This is a genomic window from Actinoplanes sp. NPDC021490 (assembly GCF_055562135.1).
Genome location: NZ_JBVHFW010000007.1, coordinates 128955 through 146402, shown reverse-complemented (window position 1 = coordinate 146402; position 17448 = coordinate 128955). Strand labels below are relative to the sequence as shown.

At 70.8% G+C, this 17448-nt stretch carries 13 protein-coding genes; 4 read left to right on the top strand and 9 right to left on the bottom strand.

Features of this window, described 5'->3' with window-relative positions:
* Nucleotides 1-29 precede the first annotated feature (29 nt).
* The 7 genes from ACZ3I4_RS20705 to ACZ3I4_RS20675 form a co-directional block, all read right to left on the bottom strand.
* Nucleotides 30-1571: an FAD-dependent oxidoreductase gene (locus ACZ3I4_RS20705; protein WP_465383592.1), complete on the bottom strand. Its 1542-nt coding sequence runs from the start codon at nt 1569-1571 to the stop codon at nt 30-32.
* A 3-nt stretch (nt 1572-1574) separates the two neighbouring features.
* Nucleotides 1575-2309: an ABC transporter ATP-binding protein gene (locus tag ACZ3I4_RS20700; RefSeq protein ID WP_465383591.1), complete on the bottom strand. Its 735-nt coding sequence runs from the start codon at nt 2307-2309 to the stop codon at nt 1575-1577.
* Nucleotides 2306-4120 carry a branched-chain amino acid ABC transporter ATP-binding protein/permease gene (locus ACZ3I4_RS20695; protein WP_465383590.1) on the bottom strand — a complete coding sequence of 605 codons (1815 nt, stop codon included), beginning with the start codon at nt 4118-4120 and terminating at the stop codon, nt 2306-2308. Before ACZ3I4_RS20695 ends, ACZ3I4_RS20700 begins: the two co-directional genes overlap by 4 nt.
* On the bottom strand, nt 4117-4986 hold the full coding sequence (locus ACZ3I4_RS20690) for a branched-chain amino acid ABC transporter permease (protein ID WP_465383589.1): 870 nt from the start codon (nt 4984-4986) through the stop codon (nt 4117-4119). The genes ACZ3I4_RS20695 and ACZ3I4_RS20690 overlap by 4 nt, the downstream gene beginning before the upstream one ends.
* Nucleotides 4987-5053: 67 nt before the next feature.
* On the bottom strand, nt 5054-6208 hold the full coding sequence (locus ACZ3I4_RS20685) for an ABC transporter substrate-binding protein (protein WP_465383588.1): 1155 nt from the start codon (nt 6206-6208) through the stop codon (nt 5054-5056).
* A gap of 28 nt (nt 6209-6236) precedes the next feature.
* Nucleotides 6237-7976, bottom strand: a complete 1740-nt coding sequence (locus ACZ3I4_RS20680) for a thiamine pyrophosphate-binding protein (RefSeq protein ID WP_465383587.1) — start codon at nt 7974-7976, stop codon at nt 6237-6239.
* Nucleotides 7976-9451: an aldehyde dehydrogenase family protein gene (locus ACZ3I4_RS20675; protein WP_465383586.1), complete on the bottom strand. Its 1476-nt coding sequence runs from the start codon at nt 9449-9451 to the stop codon at nt 7976-7978. The genes ACZ3I4_RS20680 and ACZ3I4_RS20675 overlap by 1 nt, the downstream gene beginning before the upstream one ends.
* Nucleotides 9452-9689: 238 nt before the next feature.
* Between ACZ3I4_RS20675 and ACZ3I4_RS20670 the strand changes: the two genes are divergently transcribed.
* The 3 genes from ACZ3I4_RS20670 to ACZ3I4_RS20660 all read left to right on the top strand — a co-directional run bounded on the left by ACZ3I4_RS20670 (nt 9690) and on the right by ACZ3I4_RS20660 (nt 12745).
* Complete coding sequence (locus ACZ3I4_RS20670; protein ID WP_465383585.1) at nt 9690-10484, top strand: IclR family transcriptional regulator; 795 nt, start codon at nt 9690-9692, stop codon at nt 10482-10484.
* A gap of 54 nt (nt 10485-10538) precedes the next feature.
* Nucleotides 10539-11750, top strand: coding sequence for a CaiB/BaiF CoA transferase family protein (locus tag ACZ3I4_RS20665; protein WP_465383584.1), 1212 nt, complete (start codon nt 10539-10541; stop codon nt 11748-11750).
* 206 nt (nt 11751-11956) lie between these two features.
* Entirely contained in the window at nt 11957-12745 is a 789-nt protein-coding gene (locus ACZ3I4_RS20660; RefSeq protein WP_465383583.1) for a citryl-CoA lyase, read from the top strand.
* Nucleotides 12746-12763: 18 nt separating this feature from the next.
* Here the strand turns inward: ACZ3I4_RS20660 and ACZ3I4_RS20655 are convergent, their stop codons facing one another.
* Both ACZ3I4_RS20655 and ACZ3I4_RS20650 read right to left on the bottom strand, forming a co-directional pair.
* Nucleotides 12764-15436 carry an outer membrane protein assembly factor BamB family protein gene (locus ACZ3I4_RS20655; protein WP_465383582.1) on the bottom strand — a complete coding sequence of 891 codons (2673 nt, stop codon included), beginning with the start codon at nt 15434-15436 and terminating at the stop codon, nt 12764-12766.
* A gap of 19 nt (nt 15437-15455) precedes the next feature.
* Nucleotides 15456-16520 carry a ThuA domain-containing protein gene (locus ACZ3I4_RS20650; RefSeq protein WP_465383581.1) on the bottom strand — a complete coding sequence of 355 codons (1065 nt, stop codon included), beginning with the start codon at nt 16518-16520 and terminating at the stop codon, nt 15456-15458.
* Nucleotides 16521-16712: 192 nt separating this feature from the next.
* Here ACZ3I4_RS20650 and ACZ3I4_RS20645 point away from each other — a divergent pair, with 192 nt between their 5' ends.
* On the top strand, nt 16713-17417 hold the full coding sequence (locus ACZ3I4_RS20645; protein ID WP_465383580.1) for a TetR/AcrR family transcriptional regulator: 705 nt from the start codon (nt 16713-16715) through the stop codon (nt 17415-17417).
* Nucleotides 17418-17448: the final 31 nt, after the last annotated feature.

Genomic DNA, 17448 nt, shown 5'->3' with positions numbered 1-17448 from the left:
TCAGCGGTGGATGAGATGGGCGCGGAGCCTCAGAACCGCACCGCCGCATCGGCCACGGCCAGTCCGGCCCGGTCGGCGCCCCACACCGTCACGACGTCGTCGCCGCCGACGGCCGGCGGCGACCGCAGCCAGTCGTCCAGGCCGATCACCCGGGGCCGGCCGGCCCCCGGCACCGGGGGCAGGTGGCCGTCCTCGCCGACGGCCACGACGACCACCTCGGGGCCCTGGGAAGCGATCAGCTCCGGGGTTGCGGCGGCGGCGAGGCGCACCTCGACGCCGAGACGGGACAACTCGGCGTCGTACCACTGCAGCAGACGGCCGAACTCGGGCCGGCTGGGCAGACCGGCGGCAAGCCGGAACCGCCCGCCGGGCCACGGCTCGGCCTCCAGAACGGTGACGTCGTGTCCCTGCTCGGCGGCGCAGCGGGCGGCCTCCAGCCCGGCGACGCCCGCACCGACGATCAGCACCCGGCGCCGGGCGGACGCCGGCTCGGCCGCGGGCGCGTCCTCGTGCGAGGTGGCCGGGTTGACCAGGCACCAGATCGGCTGTTGCGTGTGCAGCTCGTCGATGCAGCCCTGATTGCAGCCGATGCACGGCCGGGGCAGACGGCCGGCCACAACCGTCCTGGTCCAGGACGGGTCGGTGTGCTGGGCCCGGCCCACCGCCACCAGATCGGCCGCCCCCGATTCGAGCACCTGCTCGGCCACCTCGCCGGTGGGGATCCGGCCGGCGACACAGATCGGCTTGCCGAACTCGCGGAACCGGGCCGCGGACGGCGCGAGCACCGCCCGGGCGACCTCGCCGGGCTGCACCATCCACTCCCCCGCCTCGTACGAGCCGGCCGAGATGTCGAGGACGTCGACCGGGTCCAGACAGACGCGGCGGACCAGGGCCAGCGTCGCCTCCGCGTCGAGCCCGCCGGAAACGCCCTCGAAGGCGGACAGGCGCAGGAACAAGGCCGGTCCGGGCGCCTGGCGCCGGATCTCGGCCAGCACCTCGTCGAGGAAGGCGGTCGGATCGGCGTACCGGTCGTCGCGCCGGTTCGTGCGCGGCGACAGGAACTGGTGGATCAGGTAGCCGTGCGCGGCGTGCACCTCGAGGACGTCGATTCCGGCGTCCGCGCACCGTCGGGCGGCCGCGCCGAAGGCCACCACGATCTGTGCGACCTCGTCCGTGCCGAGTTCGCGCGGGGTGCGCCCGCGGAACGCGACAGGCGACGGTGCGACCGCCTGGAAGCCGGAGACCGCCGGATCGGTGACCCGGCCGCCGTGGTTGAGCTCCACCCCGGCCAGGGCTCCCTCGGCGTGCACCGCGTCGGCGACAGCACGCAGGCCCGGCCCGGCATGGTCGGCGTGCGCGCCGAGTTGCCGGGCCCGGCCGCGCCCGTCGGCCCGCACGTAGGTCGCCTCGGTGAAGACCAGCGCGGCGCCGCCCGCCGCGCGGGCCCGCAGGTACGCGACGTAGCGGCCGGTCACCCGGCCGTCCACCGTGCCGTAGTTGCGCTCCATCGGCGGGCTGACCACCCGGTTGCGCAGCACGGTCCGTCCGAGGGGGAACGGCTCGCCGAGCACGGCTCACAGCCCCAGATAAATCTGTCGTACGCGGGGATCGTGTCGCAGCTGCGCCGAGGTGCCGGTCATCGCCACCTCGCCGTTCTCGACCACGAGGCAGCTGCTGGTCGCCTCGAAGGTGAGCTTGGCGTTCTGCTCGACGAGCAGGAGGGAAAGGCCCTCGGCCCGCAGCCGGAGCAGGACCGCGAGGATGTCCTCGACAAGCTTCGGGGACAGTCCCATCGACGGTTCGTCGAGCAGCAGCAGCCGCGGACGCGACATCAGCGCGCGGCCGATGGCGAGCATCTGCTGCTGGCCGCCGGAGAGCGCGCCGGCCAGCCGGCCGCGCATCTCGCCGAGTACGGGGAACAGGTCGTACACCTCGGTCAGGGTCTGCCGGGTCGCCGTGTTCCACTTACGGGCGTACGCGCCGAGCAGCAGATTCTTTTCGACCGGCAGCCCGGCGAACACGTGCCGGCCCTCCGGGACGTAGCCGATGCCGTGGCGCACCATGTTGCGGGCGCTGACCGTACTCAGGTCGATGTCGCCGAAGCTCAACGTGCCCACCTTGCGCGGCACCAGGCCCATCACCGCTTTGAGGGTGGAGGTCTTGCCGGCGCCGTTCGCCCCGATGACGCCGATCGCCTCGCCACCGGGCACCGAGAAGCTCAGGTCCCGGACCGCGCAGACGCCTCCGTAGTGCACGGTGAGGCCCTCGACGGTGAGCGTGGCGATGCCGGTGCGGGCCGTCGTGGTCATCTCGTCGCCTCCGGAACGCTGGGCAGGTCGTCGGCCGTCATGGAGTCCCCCAGGTAGGCCTCGATGACGGCCGCGTCGCGCGCCACCTCGTCCGGCCGCCCCTCGGCGATGATCCGCCCGCTGGCCAGCACGGTGATCTGCTCGCACAGCGACATGACCAGTCCCATGTTGTGCTCGATGATGATCACGGTGATGCCGCTGTCCCGGACGGATCGGACGATCTCGCTGAGCTGCCGGACCTCTTCACCGTTGAGGCCGGCGGCCGGCTCGTCGAGCAGCAGCAGGGTGGGTGCGGCGGCCACGGCCCGCGCGATCTCCACGCGGCGCTGGATGCCGTAGGGCAGCGCCTTCGGGGCCAGCCGGGCGAACTCGGCCAGCCCGTAGCGTGTCAGCACCTCGCGGGCCTGCCGGTGCAGGTCGCGGTCGCGGCGCAGCACGCTGAGCGGTCGCAGGACGTACCGCCAGCTCTGCCGGGTGCGGCTGCGGTCGAGAGAGACGAGCAGGTTCTCCTCGACGGTGAGGTCGCCGAACAGCCGCAGGTTCTGGAACGTGCGGGACATGCCGGCGCGGGACAGCCGGTAGGGTGCCTGGCCGGTCATGTCCCGCCCCAGGAACCGCACCTTGCCGCCGGTCGGGCGGTAGAGGCCGCTGATCACGTTGAACAGCGTGGTCTTGCCCGAGCCGTTGGGCCCGACGATGCCGCGGATCTCCCGGTCGGCGACCGTGAGGGACACGTCGTCGAGGGCTTTGAGTCCACGGAACTGCTTGCTCACGTGGTCAATCTCAAGGATCGGGGTGGTACGCCGGGCGGTGTCGCCGGCCGGTCGGGTCTCGTACGGCTGGAAGGGTTGAAGCTGTGCCGCCGTGCCCGGGCCGCCGCGACGCCGGGCCAGCAACGCCCTGATCCGCACCGGCAGCCCGGCCAGGCCGGTGGGGGCGAAGACGACGACCAGAACGACCACCGAGCCGTACGCGACCTGGGCGATCGTCGGATGGTCGACCAGGGCCTCGCGCACCAGGGCGAGGCTCACCGCGCCGACCACGCAGCCGATCAGACTCTGCCGTCCGCCGATGATCACCATGCCGAGCAGCAGGAACATGTTGGCGATGTTGAAGGATTCGGGGGCGACGTACCGGATGAGCCCGGCGTAGAGCACCCCGGCCACTCCGCCGTAGACGCTCGCGAGCATGAAGGCGGTCATCCGCAGGACCGGCACCTCGGCGCCGAGGGCGCCCGCGGCGAGGGCGTCGTCGCGCATGGCCCGCATGCGCCGGCCCAGGCTCGTGCGGACGATGAAGAGCCCGAACGCCAGCACCACCGCGAAGACGGCCAGTTCCAGGTAGTAGTAGAGGTATTCGCTGGACAGGTCGATCCCGGGCAGTGCCGGGGCGGGGATCGCCGAGATGCCCTCGGCGCCGCCGGCGATCTCGGCGTTGGTCACCCAGTTGGTGAAGGCGAGGGCCAGGCCGAGGGTCACGATGCCGAGATAGTGGGATTGGACCCGCAGCGCCGGCGTGCCGACGACCACGCCGATGACCACAGTGGCCAGCACAGCCAGCACGGCGGAGACCCAGAAGCCGAGGCCTTGGTGTGTGGTCAGGATGGCGGTGACGTAGGCGCCGACGCCGAAGAACGCGACCTGGGAGAGGTTCACCTGACCGGCGACGCCCATCACCAGGCCGAGGCCGATGGCCAGGATGGCGAAGATCAAAATGACGTTGACGACGTGGATCGCGTACGAGTCCAGGCCGTACGGCAGGAACCACAGAGCCAGTCCGATGAGGCCCGCGACCGCGATGCGCTGTTTCATGCCCGGTTCACCGTCCGCTCGCCGAAGACGCCGGTCGGCCGCACCATGATGATCACCGTGAACACGAGGAAGGTGACCAGCTCGGAGTAGCCCTGGAAGTGCCCGGCGGTGAAGGAGTCGAGAATGCCGATCGCGAGACCACCGACGATGGCCCCGGGGATGCTGCCGAAACCGCCGAGGATGGCCGCGGCGAAGCCCTTGATGCCGAGGGCGCCGCCCAGCGCGGGACTGACGTACAGCAGCGGGCCGACCAGTCCGCCGGCCAGCGCGGCCAGACCGGCGCCGATCATGAAGGCGATCGCGTTGCTGCGCCCGACGTGGATGCCGACCGCGGTGGCCGCCTCGTGGTCCATGGCGACCGCCTGCATCGCGGCGCCGCGCTTGGTGCGCGAGAGGAACAGGACGAGCAGGACCGTCGCCGCGGCCGCGATGGCCAGGACCACGAGGTCGTAGGTGCGGATGCGCAGTCCGAACAGCTCGATCGGCGCGGACGGCACCGGCGAGGGCACCGCGCGGCCGGTGGCGCCCCAGATCATGATGATCAGCGCGTCCAGCACGATCCCGAAGCCGATGGTGCCGATCAGCATGAGGTCGAAGTCGCGGTTCTCCAGCGGTCGCAGCACCCGCTCGATGACCAGGCCGATGGCTCCGGTCAGACCGATCGCGACCACCATGGCCAGGGCGAACGGCAGCCGGGTGGACAGGTAGAAGGTGGAGGCGAGGTAGGCGCCGACGGTCACCACATTGCCATGGGCGAAGTTGACCAGGCCCATGGTGCGGTAGACCAGGGAGAACCCCAGAGCCACCAGGGCATAGACGGCACCGAGACTGACCCCGCCGATGACGGTCTGCAGGAAGACCTGCATGGTTCTCCTTCTGATGGCGGTGCCCGGCGCCGCGGGAGTTCGGCGCCGGGCCTCGGCGGGAAAGGCGTCAGGCGCCGGCGGCGACGAGCTTGCCGGAGCGGATGATGCCGATCGAGGTCTCGAAGATGCCGACGCCGGTCCGGTCGTAGGCGAAGTCGCCCAGCAGGCCCGGGTACTTGGTGCCCCGGATGGCCTCGGCCAGGTCCTTGCCGGTGGCCACGTTGCTGGTCTTGAGCGCGGTCAGCAGGATCTGGGTGCCGTCGTAGGCCTTGGCACCGTGCAGTTCGGCCTCCTCGTTGAACTTCGCCTTGTACGCGGCGGCGAACTTCTTCGAGGCCTCGTTGATCTCGTTGCTCAGGTACGGGGAACTGACGATGGTGCCCTCGGCGTTCTTGGCGCCCGCCGTGTCCACGAAGACCGGCGTGCCCTGCGGCGCCGCGCCGGCGAAGGTGGCGGTGATGCCCAGATCCCGCGCCTGCTTGACGATCAGGCCGGACTCCACCTCCTCGGCGCCGAGGAAGATCACCTTGGGGTTCTTCTGGCGGATCGAGGTGAGTACGGCGCTGAAGTCCTTCTGCTCGGTCGTGACCACCTGGTCGACGACCGGCGTGACGCCGCGGCTCTGCAGCGCCTTCAGGAAGGCGTCGTGCTCACCCTTGCCGTACCCGCCGTTGTTGGTGATCATCGCGATGCTCTTGATGCCCTCGCCGTCCACGATGTGCTTGGCCAGGGTCTCGTCGTAAGTGGTGCTGGTCGGCCCGTTGAGGAACAGGAACTCGCTGCCGGCGCCGACCAGACCCGGCGACTGCCCGGAGGTGATGTTCGGGATCGCCGCCTGCTTGAGCAGGGGCGCCATGGCGATGGTGACCGCGCTCTCCGCGGTGCCGATCATCGCGATGTAGCCCTCGCTGTCGATCTTGCGGGCCAGGTTGGTGCCGATCGTCGGGTCGCCCTGGTCGTCGAAGACGTCAAGCTGGATCTGACGGCCGTTGACACCGCCCTGGGCGTTCCATTCGTCGACGGCCAGCCGGGCGCCCTTGAGCTCCCAGGCGCCCAGCGAGCTCAACTGCCCGCTCTGCGCGTCGACCACGGCGATCTTGATGGGTCCGGAGCCGCTTCCCGACTCCTCCTCGTCCGAACCGGGAGCGCTGCAGCCGGTGGCCAGGACGGTGGCGAGCACGGCGACGGTGGATATGGCAGCGGCGGCACGGCGTCGGGCCATGGGCGTCTCACCTCTTTTAGGTTGGGCGTTACTCGAAAAGGCCCTGATAGATGTCCTTGATGTTCCAGTGGCCCGGGGTGGGCACCGGCTCGTTGACCATCGGCACATCGATCACCGCGGGACGGCGGCGATCGATTGCCGACTTGAGGGCGGCGGTGAGCTCGCCCGGTTCCGCGACCAGGTAGCCGTCGGCGCCGCAGGCGCGGCCGAGAGCTGCGAAATCGGGGCTGTACGGGTTGCCGTCCGGATCGACGAAGTCGCACCCGTAGCTGCGGCCGAAGAAGTTCGACTGCAGGTCTGAGATCGTGCCGTGGGCACGGTTGTTCATCACCAGGAAGATGACCGGCAGGCCTTGCTCGACCGCCATCGGCAGGGCGGGCAGCTGCGCGCTCATGCCGCCGTCGCCGATCAGCGCGACCACGACCCGTTCCGGCTGGGCGATCTGCACACCGAGCGCCGCGGCGGGCCCGAAGCCCATCGTGGAGGCCCCGCCGGGGGTGATGAAGCGGCCGGTGGCGGGCAGCGGATAGCACTGGGCGACGCCGTTCTTGTTCCAGCCGACGTCGGTGACCAGCACCGCGTCGTCGGGCAGGGCGGCCCGCAGGTCGGCCAGGATGCGTTCGGGCCGCAGCGGGAACTGGTCGCTGCGGCCGCGCTCGGCGCTGCCGGCGAACAGCTCGGTGCGCGCGGTCAGGATGCGCTCCCGCAGTTCGGGGCGGCCGGCGCCCGCGGGCAGCCGGCGGCGGACGGCGGCCAGGATCTGCTGGGCGGCGAGGCCGGCGTCGGCGACCGCGCCGATCTCGACCGGATAGTTGCGGCCGATCTCGGCCGGGTCGATGTCGATCTGGATCAACCGGCCGGGCGGAAAGGCCCACGTGTGGTCCGGATTCCACGAGCTCGAGTCGGTTTCGGCGAAGCGGGTGGCCAGGGCCAGCACGACGTCGGCTTCGCGGGCGTAGGCGTTGGTGACCTCCAGGCCCCAGAAGCCGGTCATGCCGAGCACCAGCGGGTGGTCGTCGGGCAACGCCCCCTTGGCCATCAGCGAATGCGCGATCGGGATGTCGAGGTGCTCGGCCAGCTCGCGCAGCGCCTGCCGGCCGGCGGCGCCGCCGAGCCCGCCCCCGATGTAGATCAGGGGCCGATCGGCCTCGATGAGCGCCGCGGCGATCCGGTCGGCGTCGGCCGGGGGCAGGTCGGGACGGGTCGTGGTGCGCGGCAGCGGATAGCCGGGCACCGTCGGTGGCAGCGGCCGGGAGAACATGTCCATCGGGACGTTGAGCAGCACCGCGCCGGGCCGGCCGCTGGTCGCCGTCCAGAACGCCCGCTCGGTGAAGCGAGGCAGGTCCTCCGTGCGGTGCACGGTCCAGGCCCGCTTGACGAAGGGCCGGTAGATCGCCGTCTGGTCGGCGTCGGCATGCAGGTTGACCTCCTGATGCGGATGCCGGCCGTGCATGTACGACGGGATGTCGCCGGAGATGGCGACCAGAGGCACCGAGTCGAGCGCGGCGGTGGCCACGCCGGTCACGGCGTTCATCATCCCGGGGCCGACGTGCATCAGCAGGACGCCGGGCTTGCCGGTCGCGCGGGCGTAACCGTCGGCGGCGTGCGCCGCGGTCTGTTCGTGGCGGGCGATGACGAACTTGATGTCGCTGCGCCCGAGGGCGTCGAGCAGCGCGATGTTGGTGTGGCCGCAGGTCCCGAAGACGTACTCGACGCCGTAGCCGGTGAGCTGGGTGACGAGCGCCTGAGCGGCGGTGCGTGGGTCCATCAGTTCTCCCCCCAGATCGACAGGCCGCGCAACAGCAGCGTCTTGATGACCGTGTAGTCCTCGACCATCTGCCGCGGCGCCTCACGGCCGAAGCCGGAGTCCTTCACACCGCCGAAGGGCACATGGTCCAGACGGAAGTTCGACGAGCCGTTGACCACCAGGCCGCCGACCTCGAGCTCGCGCCAGGCGGTGAGGATCCGCCCGATGTCGTGGGTGAACAGCCCGGCCTGCAGCCCGAACCGGCTGGTGTTGCAGGTGGCCAGCACCTCGTCGAAGTCGTCGAAGGGCAGGACGGTGACCAGTGCGCCGAAGACCTCGCGGACGACCACGGACGCGTCCGCCGGAGGGTCGGCGACGACGGTCGGCGCGAGAGTGGCGCCGTCGCGCGTGCCGCCGACGGTGATCCGCGCACCGGCGCCGGCCGCCTCGGTGGCCCAGGTCAGGACCCGTTCGGCGGCCTGCTCGTCGACCATCGAGCCGACGTCGGTCGCCGGGTCCAGCGGGTCACCGACGCGCAGTCGCGCCACCTCCGCGGTCAGCAGGTCGACGAACTCGTGGAAACGCCCGCGGTCCACATAGACACGCTGGACGGAGATGCAGCTCTGGCCGGAGTTGCTGTACCCGGTGCGGGCGCACACCTTGGCCGCTTCGGCCAGATCGGCGTCGGAACAGACAATCGTCGCGGCGTTCCCGCCGAGCTCGAGCACGAGCCGTTTGGCGCCGGCGGCCCGGGCCACGGCCGCGCCGGTCTCCGCACTGCCGGTGAAACTGATGACCGCGACCTCCGGCGCCGCGCACAGCTGTGCGCCCACCTCGCCCCCGCCGTGCAGCAGTTGCACCGACTCGAGCGGGGCGCCCGCCTCGACGAGCAGGGCGACCAGGGCCGCGGAGACGGCCGGCGCCTGGGGCGGCGCCTTGACGATGGTGCTGTTGCCGGCCGCGAACGACGCGCCGAGCTTGTGCGCGAGCAGGTTCGCGGGCGCGTTGAACGGTGTGATCGCCAGGGCCACCCCGGCCGGCGCCCGGTAGGTCAGGGCGGTGTTGCCGACGCCCCGGTCCCAGCCGGCCACCGGCAGCACCTCGCCCCCGATCCCCCGCGCTTCGGCCGCGCAGACCGAGAACGTGTCGGCGACCCGGTCGAGTTCGCCGCGTCCGTCCTTGACCGGCTTGCCGAGCTCCAGCGCGATCAGCCGGGCGAAGGCGTCGCGGTGCTCCCCGGCCAGGGCGGCGGCGCGTTCCAGGATGCCCGCGCGGGTGGCCGGGGCCAGACGGGCGACGGTGCGGGCGCCGGAGCGCGCGAACCGGGACGCGACGTCGACGTCCTCCGGCGCGGCCACCCGGGCCTGGCTGACCACGGTGCCGGTGAAGGGCCCGACACGCTCGGCCGACGGGCCGTCGAGCAGCCATTCACCAGCGAGCAGGGAAGGCGCGGGCACCACCGCGCCGTCGGCCGATTCGAGGATGGACTTCAGCATCACACCTCCAAAGGTCCATTGGGCGGACCGTAATGGCAGTTATGGACCGCTGTACGGACTACGGTGTAACGTACGGTTGGCCGAGCGCCGAAGGCAAGGGGCCGAGCCGGAAAAGTTACGTACCGATGACACGGCGGCGCTGACGGCACAATCGGGGTGTCCGCACCAGCACCGGCCGCATCGCGCGGCCGCATCGCATCCCGGCCGCCCGGGGCGCGACGAAAGGGAGTGAGTCACCGTGACATCCGCGACCCGGCGCCCGGCCACTGACGAGTCCGGCGACAACCAGGGCGTACGCAGCGTCCAGCGCGCGCTGGACATCCTGGCGCTGCTGACCGAGGAGCGGCCCCTGATCGCCGTACGCGACATCGTCGCGGCCACCGGGCTGGCCAAGACCACCGTGATCCGCCTCGTGCAGACCCTGGAACAGAGCGGACTGCTGTGGGCCACCAACTCGGGCTACATGGCCGGGCCCGGGCTCTGGCGGTGGGCTCACCTGGCCCGCCGCAGCTGGGAACTCCCGCCGGAGACGCAGCGCATGATGCGCGAACTGGCGGCACGGGAGCGCGAGACCGTCAACGTCTACGTCGTCCGCGACGTCGTCCGGGTGTGCATCGCCCAGCAGGAAAGCCCGCAGCCGTTGCGCCACGTGGTGCACGTCGGCGACGAGCTGCCGCTGTGGGCCGGCGCCTCGGCCAAGGTGCTGCTGCGCAACGCCACCCCGGCGCTGCTGGAGCGGGTGGCCCGATCGTCGCCGTACGGCGAGAAGCACGTGCGGCGCATGCGCGAATGGATCGACGAGGCCGAGCATCGCGGATTCGCCGTCAGCCACGGTGAGCGCGATGAGGGCCTGTCGGCGGTCGCCGTGCCGATCGTCGGGCGCGCGGGCACCGTCGTCGCGGCCCTGACCCTCAGCGGGCCCACCGTGCGATTCACCGAGGAACGCGTCGCCGCGTTCACCGAGGCGCTGCTCGCCGCGGCCGCGCAGATGAACGAGCGCGGTTTCGATCATCCCCTGGGTTCGTCGTTCTAGCCCCCGGCCGGCCCGGCAGCGGCCGGGCCGGGGACACCGGAAGGAGCATCGCCCATGCAGGACCGTCCGCTCGACGGTGTCCGCGTTCTCGACCTGACCAATGTGCTGGCCGGGCCCTACTGCACCTACCACCTGGCCCTGCTGGGCGCCGAGGTGGTCAAGATCGAGATACCGGGCCGCGGTGACCTGGCCCGCCGGCTCGGTGCGGACCCCGAGCTGAACCGGGCCGGCATGGGCGTGTCCTTCCTGGCCCAGAACGCCGGCAAGAAATCGATCGAGCTGGACCTCAAGCAGACCGCCGACTGTGCGACGTTCGAAGAGCTCGTGGCCCACGCCGACGTGCTCGTCGAGAACTACCGGGCCGGCGTCCTGGCCCGGATCGGCTTCCCCTGGTCCCGGCTGCAGGAACTCAATGCCGGGCTCGTCTACTGCGCGATCAGCGGGTTCGGCCAGCACGGGCCGATGAGCCAGGCCCCCGCCTACGACCAGATCATCCAGGGCCTGTCGGGGATGATGAGCATCACCGGCACCGCGGAGACCGCCCCCCAGCGGGTCGGCTTCCCGGTGGCCGACACCGTCGGCGGCCTCAGCGCCGCGCTGGCGGTCACCGCCGCCCTGGCCGGGCGCAGCCGGGACGGCCGGGGCCGATACCTCGACGTGTCCATGCTCGAGGCGTCGCTGTCGGCGATGGGCTGGCCGCTTTCGAACTATCTGATCAGCGGCGTCGAGCCTCAGCCGATGGGTGACCAGAACGCGACCGCCGCCCCTTCCGGAACGTTCCAGGCCGCGGACGGGCCGTTGAACATCGCGGCGAACCGTCAGGAGCAGTTCGAGACCCTGTGCCGGCTCGTCGACCGGCCCGCCCTCATCACCGATCCCCGCTTCGCCGACCGGGAGGCCCGCAAACGCCATCGCGCGGAGCTCAACGACCTGCTGAACGAGGCGCTGCGCCGGCGCCCGGCCGCCGACTGGGAACAGGTGTTGTCGACGGCGGGCGTTCCGGCCGCGCGCATCCTCACCGTCGCCCAGGCGTCGGAGTCCGAGCAGCTCGCGAGCCGGGACTTCGTCACCGAGCTGGCGCCACCGGCCGGCGCGGCGGGCGACGCCGTGCGGGTCACCGGAAGCGGGGTGCTCTTCGACGGCCGGCCACTGTCGCCCACGTCGGCCCCGCCCACCCTCGGCGAGCACAACGCCGAACTGCCGGAGCTGCTGGACCGCTGGCGCACCGCACGGCCCGCGATACCGGCGGCGGACGCGACGCGCTGATCGCCGCATCACATCACGTCCGCACCGATGGCGACGGAGCGGAACGCTCGATCGGTCATCGCCGACCTCCCGCCCACTGTACGAACCAGTACGTTAGTTATGGGCCCGCATGCGTATCGATGTCAAGCCCCTTGTTCACGCGCTCGCCACAGACTGCTAGGCGGACCTTATGGACCGCTGATCGGACCATAGGTAGGGTCGGGTTCATGACGACTCAGGACGTCTCCGACTGGTGGGGCACATCGGTCTCGCGCGTCGAGCCCAACCGGATCGAGCTGCGCGGATTCCCCATACAAGACCTCATCGGCACGGTCGGCTTCGGCTCGATGATCTGGCTGATGCTGCGGGGCGGTCGGCCCAGCCCCGGGCAGGGCCGCCTGCTCGATGCCGCCCTCGTCGCCGGCGTCGACCACGGACCCCACGCGCCCTCCATTGCCATAGCCCGGATGGCGGCCACCTGCGGCGTCGGACTGAACAACGCGATGGCCAGTGCCATCAACACGCTGGGCGACTCGCACGGCGGCGCCGGGCAGGAATGCGTGATGCTGCTGGACGACATCCGCGCGCGGGTAGCCGGCGGCCAGGCGCTGCCGACCGCCACCGAGGAGGTCATCGCCGACCGGCGCGCCCGCGGAATCCGCTACCTGCCCGGCTTCGGCCACCGCTTCCACACTCACGACCCTCGCCGCGACCCGCTGCTGGCGCTGGTCGACGAGGCCGTCACCGAGGGGATCATCGAGGGCGAGCATCTGCGCGCCGCCCGCGCCGTCGAAGAAGCCCTCAACCGGGGCCGCAGCAGGCCGGTGCCGATGAACATCGACGGCGCCACCGCTGTCATCTACGCCGAGCTGGGTTTCCCCGCCCCGCTGGCGCGGGGCCTGTTCGTGCTCAGCCGCAGCGTCGGCATCCTCGCCCACGCCTGGGAGGAGACCGGCCAGGGCCGGCGCAACAAGGGCCCGATCCCGCCCGCGGTCCGGCCGACCTTCCTCGGCTGACCGCGGGCGGGGCCGGTCCTACTTGACGATCCGCACCGTCGCCGTCGACGTGAGCTGTTTCTGGACGCCGTCGTGGAGGAAGTTGCCGACCAGGGTCAACGGCACCGCATCGCCCTCCGGCACGTTGTTGTCGAGGCGGGCCTTGTCGAACAGCACGACCAGGGTGCGACCGACCACCCTGGCCTGCCGGGCCTCGACGGGGGTCGCTGACAACGGGGTCCGCAGGACGACGTCGCCGTCGAGCCGATAGCCGGCCGGAAGCTGCAGCGCCGCCGTGACGAGACCCTTTACTCCGGTGAAGGTGCCGGTCCTCGATCCGAGGTCGACGGTCGGCGGCAACCGCAGCGCGCCCGGCAGCTCCTGCGGTGTCAGGTAGACCTCGATCTTGCCGGCCGGCCGCGGATCGGTGCAGTCGTTGAAGTAGTACTCCCCCGCGCGGTCGAACGTGAACTCGGAACGCTGCCCGGGCTCCAGCCGAGGATTGAACAGCCCCTCGAAATACTGGGTGGCGCAGTGCGGCTTCTGATTCGGGAAGGCCGGGAAGGTCTCCGCCCCCGGATTCAGGAAGGTCACCGTGGTTCCCACCGGCACCCGCAGGTGAGTCGGCGCCATCCCGCGCTGCGAGGTGCTGTCCCGCGCCGCGGCCGTGTCGGTGGTGCGGTCCTGGCGACCCAGGTACACGGTGTTGTTCACGGTCGCGCCCTCGACCGGATCGCCCTGGACGGGACGGCGGATCGTCAGCGGAGCCGTGTCGGGGCCCTCCTGGCTGCCCGACTCGGTGGCGTACGTGCCCCCGAGCTTGAAGGCCCACAGCGAGTCGCCCTGCGTCACCGAGCCGCCGTACGGGTTCGTCGACCCGGCGGCCAGAACGGCGACGTACTGCTGACCGCCGGCCATGTAGGTGATCGGGGCCCCGGCTATGCCCGATCCGGTCTGGAACTGCCAGAGCACGTCGCCGCCACGGGCGTCCATCGCCAGCAGACGGCCGTCGATCTGACCGACGAACACCAGGTCGCTCGCGGTGGTCAGAGGGCCCTGACCGTGGGCCATGTCGGTGCCGAGGTGGTTGCGCCACTTCACCTTGCCGGTCGAGGCGTCGTAGGCCAGGATGCCGCCGGTCTGGTACTGACCGATCGCCCGTTGCCCGTTGGACGCGGCGCCGTTCCAATGCGCCACCGGGTTGGTGCCGTACGGGAAGTAGACCATGTTCGTGCTGTGGCTGTAGGAGTCGTTCGACCAGTCACCACCGCCGTTCGGGCTGGTGGTCGAGAGGATCGGCAGATCCCACTGCGGGTCGTACATGCAACCCCGGCGGTGGTCCGGGGCAGAACTCTTGGGATAGGTCAGGAACGGCTCGTCCGCCTTGACGTAGCTGTCCGGGTTGAACACCAGGTCGCCGTCCGCGTCCGGTTGGTAGCCGTTGTAATTGGGCACGGCGCGCCAGGGATCACCGGGGACGTTGCGCGGATCCAGCTTCTGCCAGACGACGCACTCGGGCAGCAGGCGCTCGGCCGGGAACGGCTGGGTGCCGGCGTTGTTCTGCCGCGAGTCCTGGATCATCGGCTTGTCGGCGACCGGAAGCACCGGCTTGCCGTTGGTGCGGTCGAGCACGAACTGGTGCCCCGACTTGCTGCCGTAGAAAACCACCTTGCGCAACTGACCTTTGACCCTGATGTCGGCCAGCGTCGGCGGGTGGACGTTGTCCATGTCCCACACATCGTGGCGGATCGACTGGTAATGCCACTTGTAGGCGCCGGTCTTCATGTCGACCGCGACCATCGTGGTGGAGAACAGGTTGTCACCGGGTCGCAGCGAGCCGTCCTGGGAACTGCGGCAGCTGCGCGGATTACCGAAGGTCATGTAATAGAGGCCGAGACCCGGATCGACGGCACCGTGGATCCACGGCGTGGCGCCGCCTTCGAGGTTGCACTCGGTGCCGTCGGGCAGCACCGGGCCCCACGTGGCGCCGGCGTCGACGGATCGGCCGTTGACGTCGGTGTAGATCGTCCCGCGTTCCGGCCCGCCGAAGAAGTGCCACAGGTAGGCGCCGTCGCGGGCCCGCACCGCCACGACCGCGGCGCGGTTGCCGTTGGCCGCGTGGGCGTAGACGATGCCGTCGTTGTAGACGGTCGCGACCCGATCGATGTTGCCGAGGTCGACGCCGGCCTGAACCGCCGGCTGCGAGACCCACACCTGGGCGCCGGTGTCCTTGTCGAGGGCGACGATGCGATCGCCCTCGGCGAGCGTGAAGACCTTGCCCTCGCCGAGCGAGACCCCGCGCCGGGTGTCGACGGTGCCGAACCCCTCCGGCGCCCACTTCCACTTGGGCGCACCGGTCACGCCGTCGACAGCGATCACCTCCCCGCGGGGCGTGTCGAGATAGATGACCCCGTCGGCGACGATGGGGGTCGTCTGCTGGCCGACGTCGTCACTGGCCGGAGCGACCGCCGACACGTGCGTACGCCAGGCCGGGCCGAGCTTGCCGAGGTTCCGCTTGGTGACCTGCTTCAGTCCCGAGTAGTGCTGATTGGCGAGGTTGCCGCCGACGGCCGGCATGTCGGCGCCGGTCGGCTCCAGGCCCGGCGGCTCCGCCCGCTCGACGCCCACCCGGGCGTCCCGGGCGAAAGCGGCCGACGGCCCGACGGCGACAGCCACGGTGAGCCCGGCCGCCAGGAGAATTCGTGATTTCATCGATCACCTTCCGCTGTGGTTACTTGCGCTTGGCCGGGGTGCAGAACGGCTCGAGGCCCATGGCCGACTTGATGCCGTGCTCGAGGTGGGCCTGGAACTGGGCCGCGCCGGGAAAGGCGGAGTTCTCCTGGAAAGCAGCCGCGTCGTGGCCCAGAGTCGTGACCCAGGAGCGGCCGCCGTCATAGAACTGGCACCAGGTGACCGGGTGGAAGTCACCGTGGCCGGGATGCGACCCCTCCCCGCCCGCGCCGTCCGGCAACGTCCGCTCGTCGACGGTGGCCAGGAAGTTCACGCCGGTCGGGAACGGGACCAGGTTGTACCACTCGTCGGAGAATCCCCAGCGTCGCGGAAGACCCTTGGTCGACACGTCGCGGTCGTTGACGACGACGACGTCGCCGGGCTGGCTGCGCCCGTGGTTGTAGTAGTTCGCGTTGCCCAGCAGCCCCTCGTACCACTGCCAGCCGTACTCGGTCCCGAAGGCGTTGTGGACCCCGACGAACCCGCCGCCGCCCTGGATGTACTTGCGCAGTGACTCCCGGGCCCAGTCGAGGCGGGTGCCGCCCTGGGCGCCGCGCGCGTGGTTCCACAACGTGTCACGGGTCGGGCTCATGAAGATGACGGCCTTGTAGCTGGAGTTCAGCCGCTCGATGGCCTGCACGTCCTCGGTGACGTGGACCTCGATGCCGTCGGCCTCGAGCATCCTGACCAACCCCAGCTGCGCCACGTTGGAGCTGTTCAGGGGACGCGGCCAGGCCGCCGGATCACTGTGATCGTGGGTGATCACGTACGGGCGGGGAAGAGCGAGTCCCTGCAGGCTCGCGTTGTCCGGGTCGAGGTTCTGCCCGAGATTCGCGTGCCGCGGTCCCGCCGTACGGGAGTACACCAGCACCTTGTTGTCGCGCTGGGTGCCCCAGTCGCTGTAGCAAGCCGGGTCGACCCCCCGGCACACCCCGTACACGGGATCGATGCCGGTCGGCTTCGTGTGCTGCCCGTTCGACGAACCCGTGATCGCCAGCGCCGACACCGGCGCGAGGATCGCGAGTGCCGCGATGGGCACCACCGTTTTGAGCCAGTGGTTGTTCATACCCAGAACTCCCTCCGGAGGCGGAGTCCCGTCGTCGAAGACTGACGGTCACCGGTCCGCTAGATGGACTGCCTGAACCGCTAGACAGACCATAGCGATGGGTGAACTCGCTCACAAGGAGGAAACATAGGTCGCCGTCAGTATTGGCAGAGCAGGGTCGCCAATCACGAACATGTTCGCTACGATCGTGTTATGAGTCCTCGCCGAGTTCCCGTCAGCCGCCGCGATCGGCCGGCCAAGCCCCCGCTGAGCCGGGCCGGCGCGGTCGCCGTGGCGTTGCGGATCATGCGGGAGGAGGGTCTGGAGCGGGTGACGATGCGCCGGCTGGCTTCCGAGCTCGACACCGGCCCGGCCTCGCTGTACGTCTACGTGCAGAACGTGGCGGAGCTGCACGGCGCGATCCTCGACGAGCTGCTTACCGGCCTCCACGTGGCCGACCCGGCCGACGTGGGCGAGCGGTGGCGTGCGGAGCTGATCGGGCTGCTGACCGGGTACACGCAACTGCTCCTCGGTCAGCCCGGCCTGGCGCGATCGGTGCTGACGCTGCGCCCGTCCGGCCCGAACTATGTGCGCCTTGTCGACGCGCTGCTCGGGCTGCTGCACGTCGGTGGGGTGCCGGTGGCGCAGGCGGCGTGGGGCGTCGACCTGCTCCTGCAACACGGCACGGCCACCGCGGCCGAACACGGCGTCCGCGGCGAGGCTGTCGACGCGGAAGCCGAGCAGGACGCCTTCGTCGAGGCGTTGACCGACGCCGCGGACGGGAACTGCCCGAACATCGCCCGCGCCCGCGACGAGCTTTTCTCCGGCACCGGAGCGCAGCGGCTGACCTGGATGTTCGACGTCCTGATCACCGGCATCTCCACCGTCGCGGTGCCCGCGCAAGGCGCCGGCGACTAACGGGCCCCTCTTGCCTTGAACGGCGAGAGGG

Bases quoted from the DNA above. Each gene is read 5' to 3' on its own strand.
- ACZ3I4_RS20645 (WP_465383580.1), top strand. From the start codon at position 16,713: ATGAGTCCTCGCCGAGTTCCCGTCAGCCGCCGCGATCGGCCGGCCAAG.
- ACZ3I4_RS20650 (WP_465383581.1), bottom strand. From the start codon at position 16,520: ATGAACAACCACTGGCTCAAAACGGTGGTGCCCATCGCGGCACTCGCG.
- ACZ3I4_RS20680 (WP_465383587.1), bottom strand. From the start codon at position 7,976: ATGGACCCACGCACCGCCGCTCAGGCGCTCGTCACCCAGCTCACCGGC.
- ACZ3I4_RS20675 (WP_465383586.1), bottom strand. From the start codon at position 9,451: ATGCTGAAGTCCATCCTCGAATCGGCCGACGGCGCGGTGGTGCCCGCG.
- ACZ3I4_RS20695 (WP_465383590.1), bottom strand. From the start codon at position 4,120: ATGAAACAGCGCATCGCGGTCGCGGGCCTCATCGGACTGGCTCTGTGG.
- ACZ3I4_RS20655 (WP_465383582.1), bottom strand. From the start codon at position 15,436: ATGAAATCACGAATTCTCCTGGCGGCCGGGCTCACCGTGGCTGTCGCC.
- ACZ3I4_RS20665 (WP_465383584.1), top strand. From the start codon at position 10,539: ATGCAGGACCGTCCGCTCGACGGTGTCCGCGTTCTCGACCTGACCAAT.
- ACZ3I4_RS20700 (WP_465383591.1), bottom strand. From the start codon at position 2,309: ATGACCACGACGGCCCGCACCGGCATCGCCACGCTCACCGTCGAGGGC.
- ACZ3I4_RS20685 (WP_465383588.1), bottom strand. From the start codon at position 6,208: ATGGCCCGACGCCGTGCCGCCGCTGCCATATCCACCGTCGCCGTGCTC.
- ACZ3I4_RS20660 (WP_465383583.1), top strand. From the start codon at position 11,957: ATGACGACTCAGGACGTCTCCGACTGGTGGGGCACATCGGTCTCGCGC.
- ACZ3I4_RS20690 (WP_465383589.1), bottom strand. From the start codon at position 4,986: ATGCAGGTCTTCCTGCAGACCGTCATCGGCGGGGTCAGTCTCGGTGCC.